14 protein-coding genes, 1 tRNA gene and 1 pseudogene are annotated in these 17,962 nt (G+C 70.8%); 11 read left to right on the forward strand and 5 right to left on the reverse strand.

Annotated elements, in window-relative coordinates; translation table 11 throughout:
• Positions 1–112 precede the first annotated feature (112 nt).
• The 4 genes from AC5JJ1_RS13695 to AC5JJ1_RS13710 all read left to right on the forward strand — a co-directional run bounded on the left by AC5JJ1_RS13695 (position 113) and on the right by AC5JJ1_RS13710 (position 6,090).
• Positions 113–904: an SDR family oxidoreductase gene (locus AC5JJ1_RS13695; RefSeq protein ID WP_495785660.1), complete on the forward strand. Its 792-nt coding sequence runs from the start codon at positions 113–115 to the stop codon at positions 902–904.
• A gap of 181 nt (positions 905–1,085) precedes the next feature.
• A complete protein-coding gene (locus AC5JJ1_RS13700; RefSeq protein ID WP_495785661.1) occupies positions 1,086–2,351 on the forward strand; it encodes a hydantoinase/carbamoylase family amidase in 1,266 nt (421 codons plus the stop codon).
• Complete coding sequence (locus tag AC5JJ1_RS13705) at positions 2,348–4,417, forward strand: hydantoinase/oxoprolinase family protein (protein WP_495785662.1); 2,070 nt, start codon at positions 2,348–2,350, stop codon at positions 4,415–4,417. Before AC5JJ1_RS13700 ends, AC5JJ1_RS13705 begins: the two co-directional genes overlap by 4 nt.
• A gap of 2 nt (positions 4,418–4,419) precedes the next feature.
• Entirely contained in the window at positions 4,420–6,090 is a 1,671-nt protein-coding gene (locus tag AC5JJ1_RS13710; protein ID WP_495785663.1) for a hydantoinase B/oxoprolinase family protein, read from the forward strand.
• Positions 6,091–6,105: 15 nt separating this feature from the next.
• On the opposite strand, the gene AC5JJ1_RS13715 is transcribed toward AC5JJ1_RS13710, so the two are convergent.
• Positions 6,106–7,332: an ABC transporter substrate-binding protein gene (locus tag AC5JJ1_RS13715; RefSeq protein WP_495785664.1), complete on the reverse strand. Its 1,227-nt coding sequence runs from the start codon at positions 7,330–7,332 to the stop codon at positions 6,106–6,108.
• 139 nt (positions 7,333–7,471) lie between these two features.
• Between AC5JJ1_RS13715 and AC5JJ1_RS13720 the strand changes: the two genes are divergently transcribed.
• The 3 genes from AC5JJ1_RS13720 (at position 7,472) to AC5JJ1_RS13730 (ending at position 11,064) form a co-directional block, all read left to right on the forward strand.
• Positions 7,472–8,929 carry an N-acyl-D-amino-acid deacylase family protein gene (locus tag AC5JJ1_RS13720; RefSeq protein WP_495785665.1) on the forward strand — a complete coding sequence of 486 codons (1,458 nt, stop codon included), beginning with the start codon at positions 7,472–7,474 and terminating at the stop codon, positions 8,927–8,929.
• A complete protein-coding gene (locus AC5JJ1_RS13725) occupies positions 8,926–9,345 on the forward strand; it encodes a hypothetical protein (RefSeq protein ID WP_495785666.1) in 420 nt (139 codons plus the stop codon). Before AC5JJ1_RS13720 ends, AC5JJ1_RS13725 begins: the two co-directional genes overlap by 4 nt.
• A gap of 105 nt (positions 9,346–9,450) precedes the next feature.
• Positions 9,451–11,064 (forward strand): thiamine pyrophosphate-binding protein, encoded by a 1,614-nt coding sequence (locus tag AC5JJ1_RS13730; RefSeq protein WP_495785667.1) that lies wholly within the window; start codon positions 9,451–9,453, stop codon positions 11,062–11,064.
• Between the two features lie 55 nt (positions 11,065–11,119).
• Here AC5JJ1_RS13730 and AC5JJ1_RS13735 read toward each other — a convergent pair.
• A pseudogene (locus AC5JJ1_RS13735) lies at positions 11,120–11,983 on the reverse strand (LysR family transcriptional regulator); the annotation flags it as partial.
• A 135-nt stretch (positions 11,984–12,118) separates the two neighbouring features.
• Between AC5JJ1_RS13735 and AC5JJ1_RS13740 the strand changes: the two are divergent.
• Genes AC5JJ1_RS13740 through AC5JJ1_RS13750 form a run of 3 tightly spaced genes read left to right on the forward strand, consistent with a single transcriptional unit; the run spans position 12,119 to position 14,994 of the window.
• Positions 12,119–13,288 (forward strand): acyl-CoA dehydrogenase family protein, encoded by a 1,170-nt coding sequence (locus AC5JJ1_RS13740; RefSeq protein WP_495785668.1) that lies wholly within the window; start codon positions 12,119–12,121, stop codon positions 13,286–13,288.
• A 1-nt stretch (position 13,289) separates the two neighbouring features.
• Positions 13,290–13,862 carry a hypothetical protein gene (locus tag AC5JJ1_RS13745; RefSeq protein WP_495785669.1) on the forward strand — a complete coding sequence of 191 codons (573 nt, stop codon included), beginning with the start codon at positions 13,290–13,292 and terminating at the stop codon, positions 13,860–13,862.
• Between the two features lies 1 nt (position 13,863).
• Entirely contained in the window at positions 13,864–14,994 is a 1,131-nt protein-coding gene (locus AC5JJ1_RS13750; RefSeq protein WP_495785670.1) for a CaiB/BaiF CoA transferase family protein, read from the forward strand.
• 277 nt (positions 14,995–15,271) lie between these two features.
• Here AC5JJ1_RS13750 and AC5JJ1_RS13755 read toward each other — a convergent pair whose 3' ends face one another.
• Entirely contained in the window at positions 15,272–16,156 is an 885-nt protein-coding gene (locus AC5JJ1_RS13755; RefSeq protein WP_495785671.1) for an N-formylglutamate amidohydrolase, read from the reverse strand.
• 101 nt (positions 16,157–16,257) lie between these two features.
• Between AC5JJ1_RS13755 and AC5JJ1_RS13760 the strand changes: the two genes are divergently transcribed.
• Positions 16,258–16,332, forward strand: a tRNA-Val gene (locus AC5JJ1_RS13760).
• Between the two features lie 64 nt (positions 16,333–16,396).
• On the opposite strand, the gene AC5JJ1_RS13765 is transcribed toward AC5JJ1_RS13760, so the two are convergent.
• On the reverse strand, positions 16,397–17,545 hold the full coding sequence (locus tag AC5JJ1_RS13765) for a thiolase C-terminal domain-containing protein (RefSeq protein WP_495785672.1): 1,149 nt from the start codon (positions 17,543–17,545) through the stop codon (positions 16,397–16,399).
• Positions 17,545–17,961 carry a Zn-ribbon domain-containing OB-fold protein gene (locus tag AC5JJ1_RS13770; RefSeq protein WP_495785673.1) on the reverse strand — a complete coding sequence of 139 codons (417 nt, stop codon included), beginning with the start codon at positions 17,959–17,961 and terminating at the stop codon, positions 17,545–17,547. The genes AC5JJ1_RS13765 and AC5JJ1_RS13770 overlap by 1 nt, the downstream gene beginning before the upstream one ends.
• Position 17,962: the final 1 nt, after the last annotated feature.

Consider the following 17,962-nt stretch of genomic DNA (forward strand, 5'->3'; position numbering starts at 1 on the left):
GGCGTCTTGCCAGCCGGGGCGGCCAAAGGCAGGGTCGCGCGACAGGATGGCAATTCCCCACGAAGCCGCTTCGCGGCTTTGCGGGGACCCCCAATGCAAGGGAGCGGGACGCATGGATCTCGGGTTGAAGGGCCGCCGGGCTCTGGTCATGGGCGGCACCAAGGGGCTCGGCCGCTCCATCGCCGATGCGCTGGCGGCGGAGGGCGCTGCGGTCGTCATCAGCGGGCGCGACCAGGGGCGGCTGGACGAGGCGGCAGCGGCGCTGAAGGCGGCGGGCGCCCCCTCGGCCAGCGGGATCGTCGCCGATGTCGCCTCCTCCGCCGACATGGACCGGCTGGCGGACGGCGCCGTCGCGGCCATGGGGGGCGTCGACATCCTCGTCCTGAACCATGGCGGGCCGCCGCCCTGCACCGCCAGCCAGATCACCGAGGACGCGCTGCTGGAGTGGTTCCAGCACATCGTCGTCTCGCCCATTCGCATCACCAACCGGCTGCTGCCGGCGATGCGGGAGCGGGGCTGGGGGCGTGTCATCGTCGTCGGCAGCACGGGGATGCAGCACCCGATCCCGACGCTCGCGCTCTCCAACACGCTGCGCGCCTCGATCTGGGGCTGGCTGAAGACGCTCTCGGGCGAGGTGGCGAAAGATGGGGTGACGATGAACGTCCTCGCCCCAGGCACCATCCAGACGGATCGGGTGACGCAGACCAGCACGGCGCGGGCGAAGCAGAAGAACATCTCCCTCGAGGAGGCGCTGGCCGAGGCGGCCGCCGAGATCCCGGCCGGGCGGCTCGGTACGCCTGCCGATTACGGGCCGATGGGCGCCTTCCTCGCCAGCGAGCGCGGGGCCTACATCACCGGCAGCATGATCCGGGTGGATGGCGGCCGGGTGCGGGGGATGGTCTGATACTCCCGACGACGCCGCTGCGCAGCGCGGCGGGACCCCCATTGATAATCCCCACAATGCCGTTGCGCGGCGCCGTGGGGGCCCCAGTGATTATCCCCACGGCACCGCTGTGCGGCGCCGCGGGGGCCCCAAGGGAGCGCGGCTCAGGTCTTGCATTCTGGCGGCGCGAAGGAGTGCGTGGATGCTGCCGAACCTGACCCCGGATGTGGACCTGGCCGACCGGCTCTTCGCCGAATTGCGGGCGCGGAGTTTCGACGGCGTCGGCGTCACCCGCGAGGCCTATGGGCCCGGCGAGCGGATGGCGCATGCGCTGGTCAAGGATGCGGCGGAGGCGCTGGGGATGGAGACGCGGGCCGACCCGGTCGGCAACCTCTACATGACGCTGGCGGGGGCGGACCGGGGGGCGAAGCGGGTTATCCTCGGCAGCCATCTCGACAGCGTGCCGCAGGGCGGCAACTACGACGGCGCGGCGGGGGTGCTGGCCGGGCTCGCCGCCGTGGCGGGGATGAAGCGGGCGGGCTTCGTCCCGGCGCGGGACGTCACCGTCATGGCGATCCGCGCGGAAGAGGCGGGGGCCTGGTTCCCGACCAGCTATCCTGGCAGCCGCGGCGCGCTGGGGATGCTGGCGCCGGCGGAGCTCGCGGTGAAGCGGATGGACAATGGCCGCCCGCTTGCCGACCACATGCGGGAGGAGGGGTTCGACCCCGGCTTCGTCGAGCGCGGCGAGCGGGTGCTGGGGCCGGACAACGTCGCCGCCTATCTCGAGGTCCACATCGAGCAGGGGCCGGTGCTGGATGCCGAGGAGATCCCGGTCGGCATCGTCACCGGCATCCCCGGCAGCCGGCGGCTGCGGGCGGCGCGGGTGATCGGTGAGTACAACCACTCCGGCGGCACGCCGCGGAAGTACCGGCGGGACGCGGCCATCGCCCTCGCCGAGCTGGCTGTCGCCCTCGACGAGGCCTGGTGCCGGATGGATGCGGAGGGGCGCGCCATGGTCTGCACCTTCTGCACCCTGGCGACCACGGCCGAGGCCGGCTTCACCAAGATCGCCGGCGAGGCGAGCTTCATGCTGGATGTGCGCAGCACCGACCTGCGCAACTGCGACCGGCTCTTCGAGGTGCTGCACAACAAGGTGGCGGAGATCGAGGCGCGGCGCGGCGTGCGCTTCGAACTCGGCGCCGAGGGCGGCAGCACGCCGGCGCTGATGGATGCCGGCGTGCAGGAGGGGCTGCGGCGCGCGGCCGCGGCGCTCGGCATCCCGGCCAAGGTGATGGCCTCGGGCGGAGGGCATGACGCAGGCGCCTTCGCCAATGCCGGCATCCCAGCGGGGATGCTCTTCGTCCGCAACCAGAATGGCAGCCACAATCCGCACGAGGCCATGCGAATGGAGGATTTCGAGAAGGCGTGTGCGGTGACGCAGCGCTTCGCAGCGGAGTATGGCTCTTGAGCGCAAAGCTGGCCGTCGATATCGGCGGCACCTTCACCGACCTCGCCGTCGAGACCGAGGAGGGACGCTGGACCGCCAAGGTGCTGACCACTCCGGCGGCGCCGGAGCGGGGCGTGCTGGAGGGGGTGCGCGCTGTGCTCGAGCGCGCGGCGCTGCGGCCTTCCGACATCGCCCTCGTCATCCATGGCACGACGCTCGCCACCAATGCCGTCATCGAGCGCAAGGGAGCGAAGACCGCGCTGCTGACGACGGAGGGGTTCCGCGACGTCCTCGCCCTCGGCAATGAGAGCCGCTACGACCAGTACGACCTGAATATCGAGCTGCCGCAGCCGCTGGTGCCGCGCCGCTGGCGGCTGCCCGTCCCGGAGCGGCTGGACAATACCGGCAAGGTCCTCGTGCCGCTCGATGCGGCCGCCGTCGAGCGGCATGTCGCTTTCATGCGGGAGGAAGGGATCGAGGCGGTTGCCATCGGCTTCCTCCACGGCTTCGTCAATCCGGCGCATGAGCGGCAGGCGGCCGAAATCGTCCACCGGCTCTGGCCGGAGGTGCGGGTCTCGCTCTCCTCCGAGGTCTCGCCGGAGATGCGGGAGTGGGAGCGCTTTTCCACCACCGTCGCCAATGCCTATGTGCAGCCGCTGATGGCGAGCTACCTGCACCGGCTGGAGGTCGGCTTGCGCGAGGCGGGGCTCGCCTGCCCGCTCTTCATGATGCTCTCGGGCGGCGGGCTGACCTCGCTCGAGACGGCGGCGCGCTTCCCGATCCGGCTGGTGGAGAGCGGCCCGGCGGGCGGCGCCATCTTCTCCGCCCATGTGGCGCGGCAGCGCGGGCTGAAGGAGGTGCTCTCCTTCGACATGGGCGGTACCACGGCCAAGATCTGCCTGATCGATGGCTACCAGCCCCAGGCGAGCCGCACTTTCGAGGTGGCACGGGTCGGACGGTTCAAGAAGGGCTCTGGCCTGCCGCTGCGCATCCCGGTGATCGAGATGGTGGAGATCGGCGCCGGCGGCGGCTCCATCGCGGCGGTCGATAGCATGGGGCGGATCACCGTCGGGCCGGAGAGCGCGGGGGCGGATCCCGGGCCGGCCTGCTACGGGCGCGGCGGCACGAAGCCCGCGGTGACGGATGCCAACCTCACCCTCGGGCGCTACGACCCGGCACTATTTGCCGGCGGCAACCTGCGCCTGCACCCGGAGCCCGCACGGGATGCACTGGCATCGGCCGTCGGCGGGCGGCTCGGGCTGTCGGCCGAGATGGCGGCGCTCGGCGTTGTCGAGATGGTCGACGAGAACATGTCGAACGCCGCCCGCGTCCATGCGATCGAGAGCGGCAAGGGCTTCGGCGGGCGGACCATCATCGCCTTCGGCGGCGGCGGCCCCGTCCATGGCTACCGCGTCGCCGAGAAGATCGGGGTGAAGCGGCTGCTGGTGCCGAGCGGGGCCGGCGTCGGCAGCGCCATCGGCTTCCTCCGCGCGCCGGTCGCCTATGAGGTGGTGAAGAGCCTCTACCAGCGATTTGCGTCATTCGACGTCGCGGCGGTGAATGCGCTGCTCGCCGGCATGGCGGCGGAGGCGGCGCGGGTGGTGGCGGAGGGCAGCTTCGGCGCACCGACGACCGAAAGCCGCATCGCCTATATGCGCTATGTCGGGCAGGGGCATGAGATCGCCGTCGCGCTGCCCTCGCGCAATCTGACGGCCGATGATGTGCCGGCGATCCGCGCCCTCTATGACCAGGAATATTCCCGCTTCTACGACCGCCCGGTGCCCGGCAGCGATGTGGAGATCATGAGCTTCGCCGTCACCGTGGCGACGCTGGTGGAGCCGGTGGAGCCGGCCGCCGAGGTCCTGGATGCCCCCGTCCCCTCCCCGATCCGCCACCAAGCGGTGCGCGACACGGCGACGGGCGAGGTGGAGGATTGGGCGGTCTATGATCGCGAGGCCATGGCGCCGGGCGCCACGCTGCGCGGCCCCTGCATCGTGGCGGAGGCGGAGACCAGCACGCTGGTGGGGCGCGGCTGGACATGCCGGATGGATGGGCTCGGCTATCTCGATCTGGTGCAGGAGGCGTGACCATGAAGGAAACCGGGGCTCTCGCAACCATCCAGCGCCAGATCCAGTGGAACCGCCTCATCGCGGTGGTCGAGGAACAGGCGCAGACCATGATCCGCACCGCCTTCAGCACCACGGTGCGCGAGGCGGGGGACCTCTCGGCCGGCATCTTCGACCTCCAGGGCCGCATGTTGGCCCAGGCGGTGACGGGGACGCCGGGCCATGTGAACTCGATGATGGAATCGGTCGGGCATTTCCTGGCGAAATTCCCCGCCGAGACGATGCAGCCGGGCGACCACTACATCACCAACGATCCCTGGCTCGGCACTGGGCACCTGCACGACCTCACCGTAGTCACGCCGGCCTTCCGGGGCGGCAAGATCGTCGGGCTCTTCGCCAACACCGCGCATATCATCGATATCGGCGGGCTCGGCATGGGGCCGGAGGGGCGGAGCGTCTTCGAGGAAGGGCTCTACATCCCGATCGTGAAGTGCTTCGACCGGGGGCGGCCGAACGAGACCTTCTTCGACTTCCTCCGCGCCGGCAGCCGCACGCCGGTGGAGCTGGAGGGCGATGTCTACTCCCTCTGCGCCTGCAACGATGCCGGCGCCAAGCGGCTCGTCGAGATGATGGACGAGTTCGGCATGGAGAGCATCGACCCTCTCGCCGAGTACATCTTCGAGAGCTCGCTGCACGCGACGCTGGAGGAGATCCGCAAGTTGCCGCAGGGCACCTATGGCGGGCAGATCAAGTCGGACGGCTATGAGTTCGAGGTCACGCTGCAGGCGGCGATGACCATCGAGCAGGATCGGATCACCGTCGACTATGCCGGAACCTCCGGCCTCTCGACGCGCGGGATCAATGTCCCGCCGGCCTATTGCCGGGCCTATTCCTGCTTCGGGATCAAATGCGTCGTGGCGCCCGAGATCCCGAACAACTGGGCCTCGCTCAGCCCCTTCCACATGGTGATCCCGGAGGGCTGCATCCTCAATGCGCCGCGACCCTATCCGGTCTCCGTCCGCCATGTCGTCGGACAGTTGCTGCCGGACCTAATGATGGGCTGCCTGCACCAGGCGGTGCCGGACCGCGTCAATGCCGAGGGGTCCTCGGCGCTGTGGAACCCGCCGCTTAGGGGCGGCAGCCAGGTCTCCGGCCAGGCGGCGGAGGTCGAGGATTTCGAGATCATCACCTTCAACTCCGGCGGCACCGGCGCGCGGCCGGTGAAGGACGGGCTGGACGGCATCGCCTTCCCGAGCGGCGTCCGCACCATGCCGGTGGAGGCGACGGAGAATGTCGCGCCGGTGATCTTCTGGCGGAAGGAGCTGCGGCCGGACTCGGCCGGGCCCGGCCGTACCCGGGGCGGCTTCGGCCAGGTGATGGAGATCGGCGCCAAGGGCGATGCGGAATTCGCCGTTAACGCCATCTTCGACCGCGTTGCCAACCCGCCGAAAGGGCGCGAGGGCGGCGGCGAGGGCGCGGGCGGCTGGGTCGGGCTGAACGACGACAACGGCACGCCGCTCCGTACCAAGGGCTTCCAAGTCATCCCCAAGGGCCGGCGGCTGCTGCTCAAGCTGCCGGGCGGCGGCGGCATGGGCGACCCGAAGCAGCGGGACCCGGCGCTGGTGCGGCGCGACGTGGCGGATGGGCTCATCACCCGCCAGGCAGCGCGGGAGATCTACGGCGTCGAGGTCTGACGCCGTAGCCCGGGGTCAGGTCCGCACGAGCGGGCAGCCGCCCTCGGCGAGTGGGCGGAAGGCCTCCTCGGCCCCGACGGTGCCGAGGAGCTTGTAGTAGTCCCAAGGCCCCTTGCTCTCGCCGGGCGCCTTCACCTCGAAGAGATAGGCCGGGTGGATCTTCCGTCCGTCCTCCCGCACCCGGCCGGGACCGAAGCAGTCGTCGTCGGCCGGCATCGCCTTCATGCGCTGCACCACGTCGAGGCCGCTTGCCTTGGCGCGCTCCAGGCCGAGATCGGCCACCGCCTTCAGGTAGTGCAGCACGCCGGAATAGGTGCCGGCATGTTCCTGGTTCGGGGTGTTGGTCGGCGTCTTCGGCTTGACGCGGTTGAGGAAGGCGCGGGTGCGGTCGTTGAGGTCCCAGTAGAAGGCCTCGCAGACCGTCAGCCCCTGCGCCACCTCGAGGCCCATGCCGTGGATGTCGGTGACGAACATCGGCGTGCCGACCAGCCGCGCCCGGCGCGTCACGCCGAATTCCCGTGCCTGCTTGATGCAGTTGACCATGTCGGCACCGGCCATCAGCAGCCCGACCACCTTGGCGCGGCTCGCCTGGGCCTGGACGAGGAAGGAGGAGAAATCCGAGGTGCCCGGGAAGGGAAAGCGCGCCGCGCCCAGCACGCGCCCTCCGGCGATGCCGATGAAGCGCGTCAGGTCCCGCTCCATCTGGTGGCCGAAGGCGTAGTCGGCGGTGATGAAGTACCAGCTGTCGCCGCCGCTCCTGACCGTCGCCTGGCCAACCGAATTGGCCAGCATCCAGGTATCCGCCGTCCAGTGGATGGTGTTGGCCGAGCAGCGCTCGCCGGTGATCGCCGCATTCAGGGCGCCGCTGTTGACCTGGACCTTGTTCTTCTCCTGCACGAGCCCGGCCAGCGCCAGCGCGATGGCGGAGTTGTTGACCTCGCAGATCATGTCGACGCCGCGCTGGTCGATCCATTGCCGGGCAAGGGCCATGGCGACATCGGGCTTGTTCTGGTGGTCGCCCTGGATCACCTCGACCGGGATGCCGCGGACGGCAAGGCCCAGATCTTCCACGGCCTGCTGCGCGCAGGCGAAGGAGGTGGGGCCGGAGGTGTCGCGGTAGGGGCCGGAGAAGTCGGCCAGCACGCCGATCCGGATGGCATTGCCCTGCGCCCCGGCCCCGCCCGGCCAGGCCAGCGTGGCGCCGAGGCCGGCCAGCAAGTGCCGGCGGTCGAGTGCGATCATGGTCCGTCCCCTCGTCTTTGGCGGCGAGACTGCCGCCCCGGGTGCGGAATGGCAACGGCGAGCCCGGCACGGCCTTCCCCCCGGCCCGGCGGAGGGGTAACCCTGGGGAGATAGAACCCGACCCGGGAGACCCACGCCCATGGCCCTCCGCTGCGACCTCATCATCCGCGATGCCACCCTCTTCGACGGCACGGGCGGGCCGCGCCGCGTCGGCGATGTCGGCGTCACCGGGGAGCGGATCGTGGCAGTCGGCGATCTCGGCGGCGCCAGCGCCGACCGGGAGGTGGTCGCCACCGGCCGCGCCCTCGCGCCCGGCTTCATCGACGCGCATACGCATGACGACCGCGCCGTGCTCTGCGGCCCCGCCTGCCTGCACTGCAAGTCGAGCCAGGGCGTCACCACCGTCGTCGTCGGCAATTGCGGCGTGTCGCTCGCGCCGCTGCGCATCACCGGCGACCGGCCGCCGCCGCCGCTCGACCTCGTCGGCGACAGCGGCCTCGCCTTCGACAGCTTCGGCGAGTATGCCGAGGCGCTGCGGAAGACGCCGGCCGCCGTCAACACCTACGCCCTCGTCGGCCACCAGACGCTGCGCTACCGCGTCATGGGCGAGGACCTCTACCGCCCCGCGCGCGATGCCGAGATCGCCAGGATGCGGCAGATGGTCGCCGAGGCGCTGGCCGAGGGCGCCTCGGGCTTCTCCACCGGCCTCTGGTACAAGCCGAACATGCATGCGACGACGGAGGAGGTGATTGCCGTCGCCGAGCCGCTGCGCGCCGCGGGCGGCATGTACTTCACCCATATGCGGGACGAGGCGGACCGCGTCTGCGCCTCGATCGAGGAGACGCTGAAGATCGGCAAGAAGGTCGGCGTGCCGGTCTGGATCAGCCACCACAAATGCTCGATGCCGGAGAATTACGGCCGCAGCGTGCAGACCCTCGCGCTGCTCGAGGCCAGCGCCTCCCTCCAGGAGGTGGCCTACGACATGTACCCCTACCCGGCCGGCTCCACGGTGCTGATGCCCGACCGGCTGCGCGAGGATGTGCGGGTGATCATCACCTGGTCGGTCCCGCATCCGGAATTCGCGGGGAAGGACCTCGCCGAGGTGGCGCGCAACTGGAACATGGACCAGCGCGCCGCGGCGGAGAAGCTGAGCCCCGCCGGCGCCATCACCTTCCAGATGGACGAGGAGGATGTGCGGCGCATCATGGCGCATCCGATGTCCGTCATCGGCTCCGACGGCATCCCGCATGACGACCATCCGCATCCGCGCCTCTGGGGCACCTTCCCGCGCGTGCTCGGCTTCTACTCGCGCCAGCTCGGCCTGCTCGACATGGAGACGGCGATCCACAAGATGACGGGCCGCACCGCCTCGCTCTTCGGCATGGTGGACCGCGGCGTGCTGCAGCCCGGTGCCTATGCCGACCTCGTGCTGTTCGACCCGCACCGGATCATCGACCGCGCGACCTTCGAGGACCCGAAGCAGGAATCGGAGGGAATCGAAGAGGTCTGGGCCAATGGCGTCCCGACCTTCCGCGCCGGCGCTGGCCTCACCGGCGAGACGCCGGGCCGGCTGATCCGCCGCCACCGCGCCGCATGACGGAGGCGGAGGCCGCGGCCGGGGCGCTCCCGGTCCAGCGCGGCACCATGCTCCGGGCGACGCTGCTCGGCGGGGCGATCCTCGCCGCGGTGGCGGCTGCGTCCTGGCTCGGCGGGCAGGAGCAGGCGGCCTCGCCGCTCGAGCGCTTCCAGCGGCTCGGGCCAGCGGGGGCGGCTGCGGCGCTGAAGGCGGAGCTGGCGCAGGACTTCCCGCCCGGCACGCCGGTGACGCCGCTGCTGCAGCGGTTGCAGGGGCTCGGCCTCGCCTGCAACCCGCCGACAGGAGAGCGGGCGGGATGGGAGTGCGCGCTCGCCTTCCGCACAGAGGGCCAGCGGAGCACGCAGTTGCGCGCCAGCATCGGGGTCGCGGGCGACCGGATCCTCGGCATCGAGACGGCGGCGGAGACCCGCAACTAGGCCACGACCCGCGGCCAGCAGATCGTGGTTCGGGCAGTCGTTTGATCGCGTGTTTCACGCCCCCGGCCATTCCGGCCCGTGGCGATCACGCTCAGGGAGCAAGGCATGGCCACGGCGGCGGAGCGCATCGTCGAATTCCTAGGCGCGCAGGGCATCGACCGCGCCTTCTGCGTGCCGGGCGAGAGCTACATCGCACTCCTCGATGCGCTGCACGGCTCGCCGGTGGACCTCGTTACCTGCCGGAGCGAGGGCGGGGCGGGCTTCATGGCCGTCGCCGATGCCAAGCTGACGGGGCGGCCCGGGGTGGTGCTCGTCTCGCGCGGGCCGGGGGCCTGCAATGCCTCCATCGCCGTGCATACGGCGGAGCAGGATGCGGTGCCGCTGATCCTGCTGATCGGCCAGGTGGAGCGGCGGGACCTGCGGCGCAACGCCTTCCAGGAGATCGACTACGCCAACATGTTCCGCGGCATCGCCAAATGGGTGGGCGAGGCGACGGATGCGGAGCAGGTGCCGGAGCTGATCGCCCGGGCCCATGCGCAGGCCTGCGGCGGCGTGCCCGGGCCGGTGGTGCTCGCACTGCCGGAGGATGTGCTGGCGACGGATTGTGTCGCCCCTGCCCTGCCCGCGACCCTGCCCAGCCCCCTGCCCCCCTCGCCCGCCGATGCCGCGCGCCTCGCCGCAATGCTGCGGGCCACGGAGCGGCCGATCCTGCTCGCCGGCCATGGCTTCGAGGCCGAGGGCGGGCGGGAGGCGCTACGCGCCTTCGCCGAGGCCTGGGCGTTGCCGGTCGCCGTCTCCTTCCGGCGGCAGGACCTCTTCCCCAACCGGCATCCGCTCTATGCCGGCGATCTCGGCCTGCGCAACCCGGATGCGCAGCGGGCGGCCTTCGCCGAGGCCGACCTGGTGCTGGCGCTGGGGACGCGGCTGACCGACATCACGACGCAGGGCTGGTCCTGGCCGGCGCCGGGGCAGCGGCTGGTCCATGTCTGCGCCGACCCGCGCCTCCTCGGCTGGCTCTTCCCGGCGGAGCTGGCGATCGCCGCCGACGCGCGGGCGACCATCGGCGCGCTGGCTTGGGAGGCGCCGGGCGCGCCGGCCGGGCGCGAGGCCTGGGTGGCGCGGCTGCACGACCTGCATCTCTCCGACTGCCAAGTGGCGCCGTGCCAGTGGGCGGATGGCGTCGCCTTCGCCGAGGTCGCCAGGCTGATCGAGCGGGTGGCGCCGGCGGATGCCATCGTCACGCTCGATGCCGGGACCTTCGGCGCGCCCTTCTATCGCAAGGTCGGCTGGGCGCCGCCGCAGCGGCTGCTGGCGCCGGTCTCGGGCGCGATGGGCTTCGGCGTGCCGGCCGCGGTCGCGGCCGCGCTGCGCCATCCGGAGCGGCGCGTGATCGGCCTCGTCGGCGATGGCGGCGCGCTGATGACGGGGGGCGAGTTCGCCGTCGCCGTGGCGCGCGGGGCACCGATGACGCTGATCCTCTCCGACAATGGCAGCTATGCCAGCATCCGCATCCACCAGGAGCGGGCGCATCCCGGCCGGGTCTCCGGCACCAGCCTCGTCAATCCGGATTTCGCCGCCTGGTGCGCCGCCTTCCGGGTGCCGGTGACGGTGGTGGAGGGCCAGGGCGACCTGCCGGCGCTGGAAGCGGCGCTGCGGGCACCGGGGCCCTCGGCGGTGATGGTGCGGACCTCGCTGGAGGCGGTGCTGCCCCGGCGGTAGCTCCCTCCATCCGGTGCCAGTCGCCGGCGGCCTCGCGGGCGGCGACCTCCTCGGCCAGCAGGGCGAGCACCAGCGCGGTGGCGCGGGAGGGCGCGCGGTCGGTCGGCAGGGCCAGCACCACCTGGCGGCGCGCCACCGGCCGCACCAGCGGGGCGGAGCGGAGGCGGCCGGCCTCCTCCTCCGCCCGGATCGCCGAGCGGGGCAGAACCGCCTCGCCGATGCCGCTCACCACGAGTTCCTTCAACACGCCGAAGCTGTCCGCCTCCACCGCCACCCCGAGGGCGATGCGGGCTCGGGCCGCCGCCGCCTCGAGGATGCGGCGGAGGCCGTGCTGGCGGCTCGGCATCACCAGCCGCCGGCCGGCGAGCGCGGCAAAGGGCACCGGCTCCGGCCCGATGCCGCTGCCGGCGGCGCCGACCAGCACCATCTCCTCCGTCAGCAGCGGCGTGACGCGGAGATGGAGCGCCGTTGCCGGACCATAGAGCAGCGTCGCATCGGTGACGCCGCGCTGGACCCATTCGATGAGATGGCCGGTATAGCCCTCGACAATGCGGAGCGAGAGGCCGGGATGCTCGAGCGCCACCCGCCGCGCCAGCGGCCCCGCGAGGACGGTGGCGATGGTCGGCATCATGCCGAGCGCCACCTGCCCGGCGACGGCGCCGGCGAAGCCGCGCACCTCCTCCACCGCGCGCTCGAGCTGGCGGACCGGGCCGTCGATCCGCTCGAGCAGCGCGACCCCGGCCTCGGTGAGCTGCATCCCGCGCCCGTGCCGGGCGAAGAGCGGCAGGCCGATCTCCGCCTCCAGCAGGCGGATCTGGCGCGAGAGGGCGGGCTGGGCCAGGTGCAGCCGGTCCGCGGCGCGGCTGAGCGAGCCGGAATCGGCGACCTCGCGGAAGGTGCGGAGCTGCTTCAGGTCCATTCCCACAGCCTATAGCGGATGGTTATGGGTGCCATCGCTGATTTCGAATTCCGTGAAGCCTCGCCCGGGCGCATCCTCCCCGTCCTTGCCAGGGCCCGGAGCGCGCCCTAATCCCGAAGCCCGGAGGAACACGCCATGGACCAGTCGATGCCGATCGCCGACCCGCATGCCGAGATCCGCGAGGAGGTGGCGAAGCTCTGCGCCCGGTTCCCCGGCGAATACTGGCGCGAGGTGGACCGCGAGCGCGCCTATCCGACCGAGTTCGTCCGCGCCCTCACCGAGGCCGGCTATCTCGGCGCGCTGATCCCGGAGGAATATGGCGGGGCGGGGCTGCCGCTCTCGGCGGCCGCCGCGATCCTCGAGGAGATCCACCGCTCCGGCGGCAATGCCGGCGCCTGCCATGCGCAGATGTACATCATGGGCACCATCCTCCGGCATGGCAGCACAGCGCAGAAGCAGCGCTACCTGCCGGCCATCGCCTCGGGCGAGCTGCGGCTGCAGGCCTTCGGCGTCACCGAGCCGACCAGCGGGACGGACACCACGGCGCTCCGCACCTTTGCGAAGCGGGAGGGCGACAACTACGTCGTCAACGGCCAGAAGATCTGGACCAGCCGCGCCGAGCATTCCGACCTGATGCTGCTGCTGGCCCGCACCACGCCGCGCGGCGAGGTGGCGAAGAAGACCGACGGGCTCTCGACCTTCATCGTCGACATGAAGGCCGCGCTCGGCAACGGCCTCACCATCCGCCCGATCCGGACGATGATGAACCACAACACCACCGAGGTCTTCTTCGACAACATGGTGGTGCCGGCGGAGAACCTGGTGGGCCAGGAGGGCCGCGGCTTCCGCTACATCCTCGACGGCATGAATGCGGAGCGGCTGCTGATCGCCTCCGAGAGTATCGGCGACGCCAAGTGGTTCATCCGCAAGTCCGTCGGCTACAGCAAGGAGCGCGTGCTCTTCGGCCGGCCGATCGGGCAGAACCAGGGCGTCCAGTTCCCCATCGCCCGCGCCTATGCGCAGATGCGCGCCGCCGAGGCGCTGCTGCAGCAGGGCCTCGCCAAATTCGAGCGCGGCGAGGCCTGCGGCGAGGAGGCGAATGTGGCGAAGATGCTCGCCGCCGAGGCCGCCTGGGCGGCGGGCGAGGCCTGCATCCAGACGCATGGCGGCTTCGGCTTCGCCGAGGAATACGACGTGGAGCGGAAGTACCGCGAGGCGCGGCTCTACCAGGTGGCGCCGATCAGCACCAACCTCGTGCTGAGCTATGTCGGCGAGCACGTGCTCGGGATGCCGCGGAGCTACTGAGATGCCCGTCAACCCCTGGCCTCCGACGCTCGGTGGACGCGTCACGGCGGATGGCTGCATCACCAGGCTATGCTCCGTCATCAACCAGCCCTCCGACGAGATCGAGAGGCGAATCGGCTATTCCGCCGGCAGGCTGGACGGCGGCTGGTGGCTCCTCTTGCTGATGGATCGCGTGCAAGCGGGGGAGTTCGAATTCTTCGGCTATTCCAACTCGTCCGGCGGGCGGAGCGGCCATCCGCGCGAAGGCAACGGCCGCGAGACGGTCGAGGCGTCGTTGCGCTGCATGCTGACACCCTCCGGCTTCCGGAAGAAGCAGGAGGAGATCGCGGCCAGCATGGTGAGCAGCGGCCCCGACCGCATCGCCAAGATCCTGCCCCGGTCCGGCGAGGATCCGACCATCCCGGCGAGCGAGGCCTGGCGTCACTACCCTCCCGGCAGCGGCATCCCGCAATGGCGGCTCACGGTCGCCAAGCAGTTCGTCGTGGCGGCCGACATCGCGGACGGACGGGTCTTCCGTGGCGGCGGCGCGGGATTCTGGCTCGATCCGAAGCGCGCGCAGACGATGGGGAACTGACATGGCAGGATCAAAACCGCTCGAAGGTCTCCTCGTCGTCTCGATGGAGCAGGCCGTCGCCGCGCCCTACTGCGCCTCGCGCCTCGCCGATGCGGGGGCGCGGGTGATCAAGATCGAGCGGCCCGAGGGCGACTTCGCCCGGGCCTATGACGCGGCGGCCAAGGGGCTGTCGAGCTACTTCGTCTGGCTGAACCGGGGGAAGGAGAGCCTGTGCCTCGACATCAAGGCGCCCGGCGACAAGGCGCTGCTGGAGCGGTTGGTGGCGCGGGCGGATGTCTTCATCCAGAACCTGGCGCCGGGGGCGATGGCGCGGGCCGGCTTCGGCTCGGCGGCGCTGCGCGAGCGGCATCCGCGCCTCATCACCGTGGACATCTCCGGCTATGGCGAGGAGGGCGAGTACGCCCGGATGAAGGCCTATGACCTGCTGGTGCAGGCGGAATCGGGCCTCGCCAGCATCACCGGACGGGCCGAGGGGCCGGGGCGCGTCGGCGTCTCCGCCTGCGACATCGCCTGCGGGATGAACGCCCATGCGGCGGTGCTGGAGGCGCTGATCGAGCGCGGTATCACCGGCCGCGGCAAGGGCATCGCCGTCAGCCTCTTCGACGGCATGGCGGACTGGATGACGGTGCCGCTGCTGCAATACGAGGGCACTGGGCGGAACCCGCCGCGCATCGGCCTCGCCCATCCCTCCATCTGCCCCTATGGCGCCTTCGAGACGGCGGGCGGCGTGCCGGTGCTCATCTCCATCCAGAACGAGCGGGAATGGGCCAATTTCTGCACCCACTTCCTGGAGGAGCCGGACCTGCCGGAGCGCGAGGGCTTCCGCAGCAACAACGAGCGGGTGGCCCACCGGCCGATGGTGGATGCGCATATCGCGCGGATGTTCGCCTCGCTCGACCGTGCGGCCTGCGCGGAGAAGCTGCAAAGGGCCAACATCGCCTTCGGCTTCGTCAATGACTGCGAGGGGCTCCGCACCCACCCGGCTTTCCGCCGTGTCGCGGTGGAGACGGAGGCGGGGCCGGTCGCGATCGGCGCGCCGCCAGCGCGGCTCTCGGACGGGGCGCGGAGCCTCGGCCCGGTGCCCGCGCTCGGCCAGCACGGCGCGGCCATCCGGGCGGAATTCGCCGCATGAGGACCTATGCGTCCATTGCGTTGCTGCACTGCAAAAAAGCGCTTGCACCTTGCCCAGGCCGGACCTAGATTGTGCATCGCAGCAACACGGCGTTGCCGGGTTGTTGTCTTTCTTGGACGTTTCCTCCCTAAACTCGGCGGTGGCGCAAGCCACCGCCCTTTTTTTGTCCGCGCGCCGGGAGAGGCAGAGCACCGCCGCCGGAGGCCGGGACGCCGAAGGCGCAAGTTGCGCGGAAAAACAACAGCTTGAACCGCGATCCCGCGATTACGGACGTGCCTTAGGCCAGAAAGCGCCAATCCGTCGCGGCGAGGCCGACGATCAGCCGGGTGATGTCCGCCTGCAGCACCGCCATGCGGGGCAGGCGCTCGATCCGCGCCTCATCCATGTAGAGCGGCCGGGCGACCTCGATCTGCAAGGCATGCACGCCCTCCCGCGGGCGGCCGTAATGGCGGGTGACGTAGCCGCCGGCATAGGGGTCGTTCCGCCGCACTCGGTAGCCCATGCCGGCCAGCGCCTCCTCCACCAGCCGGGTCGCGCGCGGGGCGCAGGCGGTGCCATGCGCGTCGCCGAGGACGAAGTCGGGCGGGTTGGCGGCCTGGGCCGGGTGGGTCGGCATGGAGTGGCAGTCGATCAGGAGGCAGGTGCCGAACTCGGCCCGGGTCTCGGCAATCAACGCCGCCAGCGCCGCATGGTAGGGCTGCCAGAAGCGGCGGATGCGGTCCTCCGCCTCGGCGAAGCTCAACTTCCGGCGATAGACCGCCTCCCCCGAGGCCACCACCCGGGCGATGGTGCCGAGCCCGGCGCCGACGCGGGGCGAGGCGGTGTTCACCCAAGGCGGCAGCGGCCCGTCGAACATGCCCGGGTCGAGCTCCCAGGGCTCGCGGTTCACGTCGCAGAAGACGCGGGGAAAGGTCGCGGCGAGGAGCGGCATGCCCTCGGCCGGGGCGGCGCCGAAGAGCTCGTCGACGAAGCCATCCTCCGACTTGCGCAGCGCCACGGGGTCGAGCCGCGCGGCGGCGACGAAATCGGCCGGATAGGCCCGCCCGGAATGCGGCGAGGCGAAGATGACCGGCACGCGATGCGCGGCGGGACGCACGAGGCAGTAGGGCTGCAGCTCATCCTGAAGCGGCGGCCTGGCATCCGGGGTCAGGGGAAGGTCCATCGGGACCGATCAAGCCATAGCTGCGGAGAAGTGTCATCACCGGCTGCGGGATGGCTTGCCGTGACGGCAATGCCGGGCTAGATAGCCGCTCCACAAGGCATGGGCGCATAGCTCAGCGGTAGAGCACTACCTTGACACGGTAGGGGTCACAGGTTCAATCCCTGTTGCGCCCACCATGCCTTTTCTGCTTTGAAAATCAGTGGGTTGGATGGGGCGGCGCCGCAGCACCGCCCCGCTTCGTCACGGCTTCTCGTTGGCGAAGACGACCGTGCCGCTGGCGCTGAACATGCCGCCCACGCCATGACAGACCGAGACCTTGGCGTTCGGCACCTGGGCCGGCGCCGTGCCGCGCATCTGCCGGATGCTCTCCTGCAAGGCGAACATGCCGTACATGCCGGTATGGGTGTAGGACAGGCCGCCGCCATTGGTGTTGAGCGGCAGCTTGCCGCCCGGGCGGGTGTTGCCCTCGCGGATGAAGCCCGCCGCCTCGCCCGGCTTGCAGAAGCCGAGGTCTTCCAGCCCATAAAGCGGCAGATGGGCGAAGGCGTCGTAGATCATCATGTGATCCACGGCCGAGCGGTCGATGCCCGCCGCCTCGATCGCCGTCGGCCCGGCCACGCGGAAGGCGCGCGAGGAGGTAAAGTCCTCCATCTGCGAGACCATGTTGGTCTCGACCGACTCGCCCGTGCCGAGGATGTAGACCGGCTTGGTCGGGAAGTCCTTCGCGCGATCGGCGCTGGTCAGGATCAGCGCCCCGCCACCATCCGTCACCAGGCAGCATTGGAGGATGCGGAAGGGATAGGCGATCATCCGGCTGTTCAGCACGTCATCGACCGTGATCGGGTCGCGGAACATGGCGCGCGGGTTCTTGCCCGCCCATTCCCGCTGTACCACGGCGACCATGGCGAGGTCCTCGTGGCTGACGCCGCGCTCCTTCATGTAGCGCAGCACGGGGATGGGGAAGAGCGTCGGCGGGCCGAAGGGGCCGTAGGGCACCTCGAACTGGCCGTTCAGGCCCTCGGGCTCCGGCGGCCGTGGCGTCGCGTTGATGCGGGACTTGCCGCTCTCGCCATGGGTAATGAGGATGGTCTTCGCATAGCCGGCATGAATGGCCGCCGCCGCATGCCGCACATGCAGCATGAAGGAGCAGCCGCCGACGCCGGTGCCGTCCACCCATGTCGGCGTGATGCCGAGGTAGTGCGCGATCTGCTGCGGCATCATCGGGCCGACACAGGCGACGCCGTCGATGTCGCTGGGCTTCAGCCCCGTCTCCTCCATGGCGTTCAGCGCGGCGTCGGCATGCAGCATGATCTGCGACATGCCGGGCACGGCGCCGATCTTCGTCGATTCGGCGGCGCCGACGACGGCGATCTCTCCCGGACGGATCATCACTTGCTCTCCTTGGCCGGGCGGAAGAGGGGCAGCGTGACCTCCTCGTCGAGCGGGGTGAAGGCGACCTCCATCGGCATGTCGAGCTGGAGCGCCTCCGGCGTCTGCTCGCAGTCGACGATGTTGGTCATCATGCGCGGACCTTCCTCGAGCTCCACCACCGCGATCGCATAGGGCGGGGTGAAGCCGGGGACGGGGCGGTGGTGGATGACGTAGCTGTGGAGCTTGGCGCGGCCTGAGGCCTCGAAGACCTCGACATTGCGCGTGCCGGTATAGGGGCTGAAGGGCCGCGGCGGGAAATAGGCGCGGCCTGTGTCGCCGCAGCGCTGCAGCAGCAGCTTGCCCTGCTTGCAGCCGTCCCAGAAATGCTGGGTCTCGGGCGTTGGTTTCGGCTTCGGCCGACCCGGTGCGAGCATG

This window comes from Belnapia sp., from assembly GCF_059504005.1.

Bases quoted from the DNA above. Each gene is read 5' to 3' on its own strand.
- AC5JJ1_RS13695 (WP_495785660.1), top strand. From the start codon at position 113: ATGGATCTCGGGTTGAAGGGCCGCCGGGCTCTGGTCATGGGCGGCACC.
- AC5JJ1_RS13700 (WP_495785661.1), top strand. From the start codon at position 1,086: ATGCTGCCGAACCTGACCCCGGATGTGGACCTGGCCGACCGGCTCTTC.
- AC5JJ1_RS13710 (WP_495785663.1), top strand. From the start codon at position 4,420: ATGAAGGAAACCGGGGCTCTCGCAACCATCCAGCGCCAGATCCAGTGG.
- AC5JJ1_RS13715 (WP_495785664.1), bottom strand. From the start codon at position 7,332: ATGATCGCACTCGACCGCCGGCACTTGCTGGCCGGCCTCGGCGCCACG.
- AC5JJ1_RS13720 (WP_495785665.1), top strand. From the start codon at position 7,472: ATGGCCCTCCGCTGCGACCTCATCATCCGCGATGCCACCCTCTTCGAC.
- AC5JJ1_RS13725 (WP_495785666.1), top strand. From the start codon at position 8,926: ATGACGGAGGCGGAGGCCGCGGCCGGGGCGCTCCCGGTCCAGCGCGGC.
- AC5JJ1_RS13730 (WP_495785667.1), top strand. From the start codon at position 9,451: ATGGCCACGGCGGCGGAGCGCATCGTCGAATTCCTAGGCGCGCAGGGC.
- AC5JJ1_RS13740 (WP_495785668.1), top strand. From the start codon at position 12,119: ATGGACCAGTCGATGCCGATCGCCGACCCGCATGCCGAGATCCGCGAG.
- AC5JJ1_RS13745 (WP_495785669.1), top strand. From the start codon at position 13,290: ATGCCCGTCAACCCCTGGCCTCCGACGCTCGGTGGACGCGTCACGGCG.
- AC5JJ1_RS13750 (WP_495785670.1), top strand. From the start codon at position 13,864: ATGGCAGGATCAAAACCGCTCGAAGGTCTCCTCGTCGTCTCGATGGAG.
- AC5JJ1_RS13755 (WP_495785671.1), bottom strand. From the start codon at position 16,156: ATGGACCTTCCCCTGACCCCGGATGCCAGGCCGCCGCTTCAGGATGAG.
- AC5JJ1_RS13765 (WP_495785672.1), bottom strand. From the start codon at position 17,545: ATGATCCGTCCGGGAGAGATCGCCGTCGTCGGCGCCGCCGAATCGACG.
- AC5JJ1_RS13770 (WP_495785673.1), bottom strand. From the start codon at position 17,961: ATGCTCGCACCGGGTCGGCCGAAGCCGAAACCAACGCCCGAGACCCAG.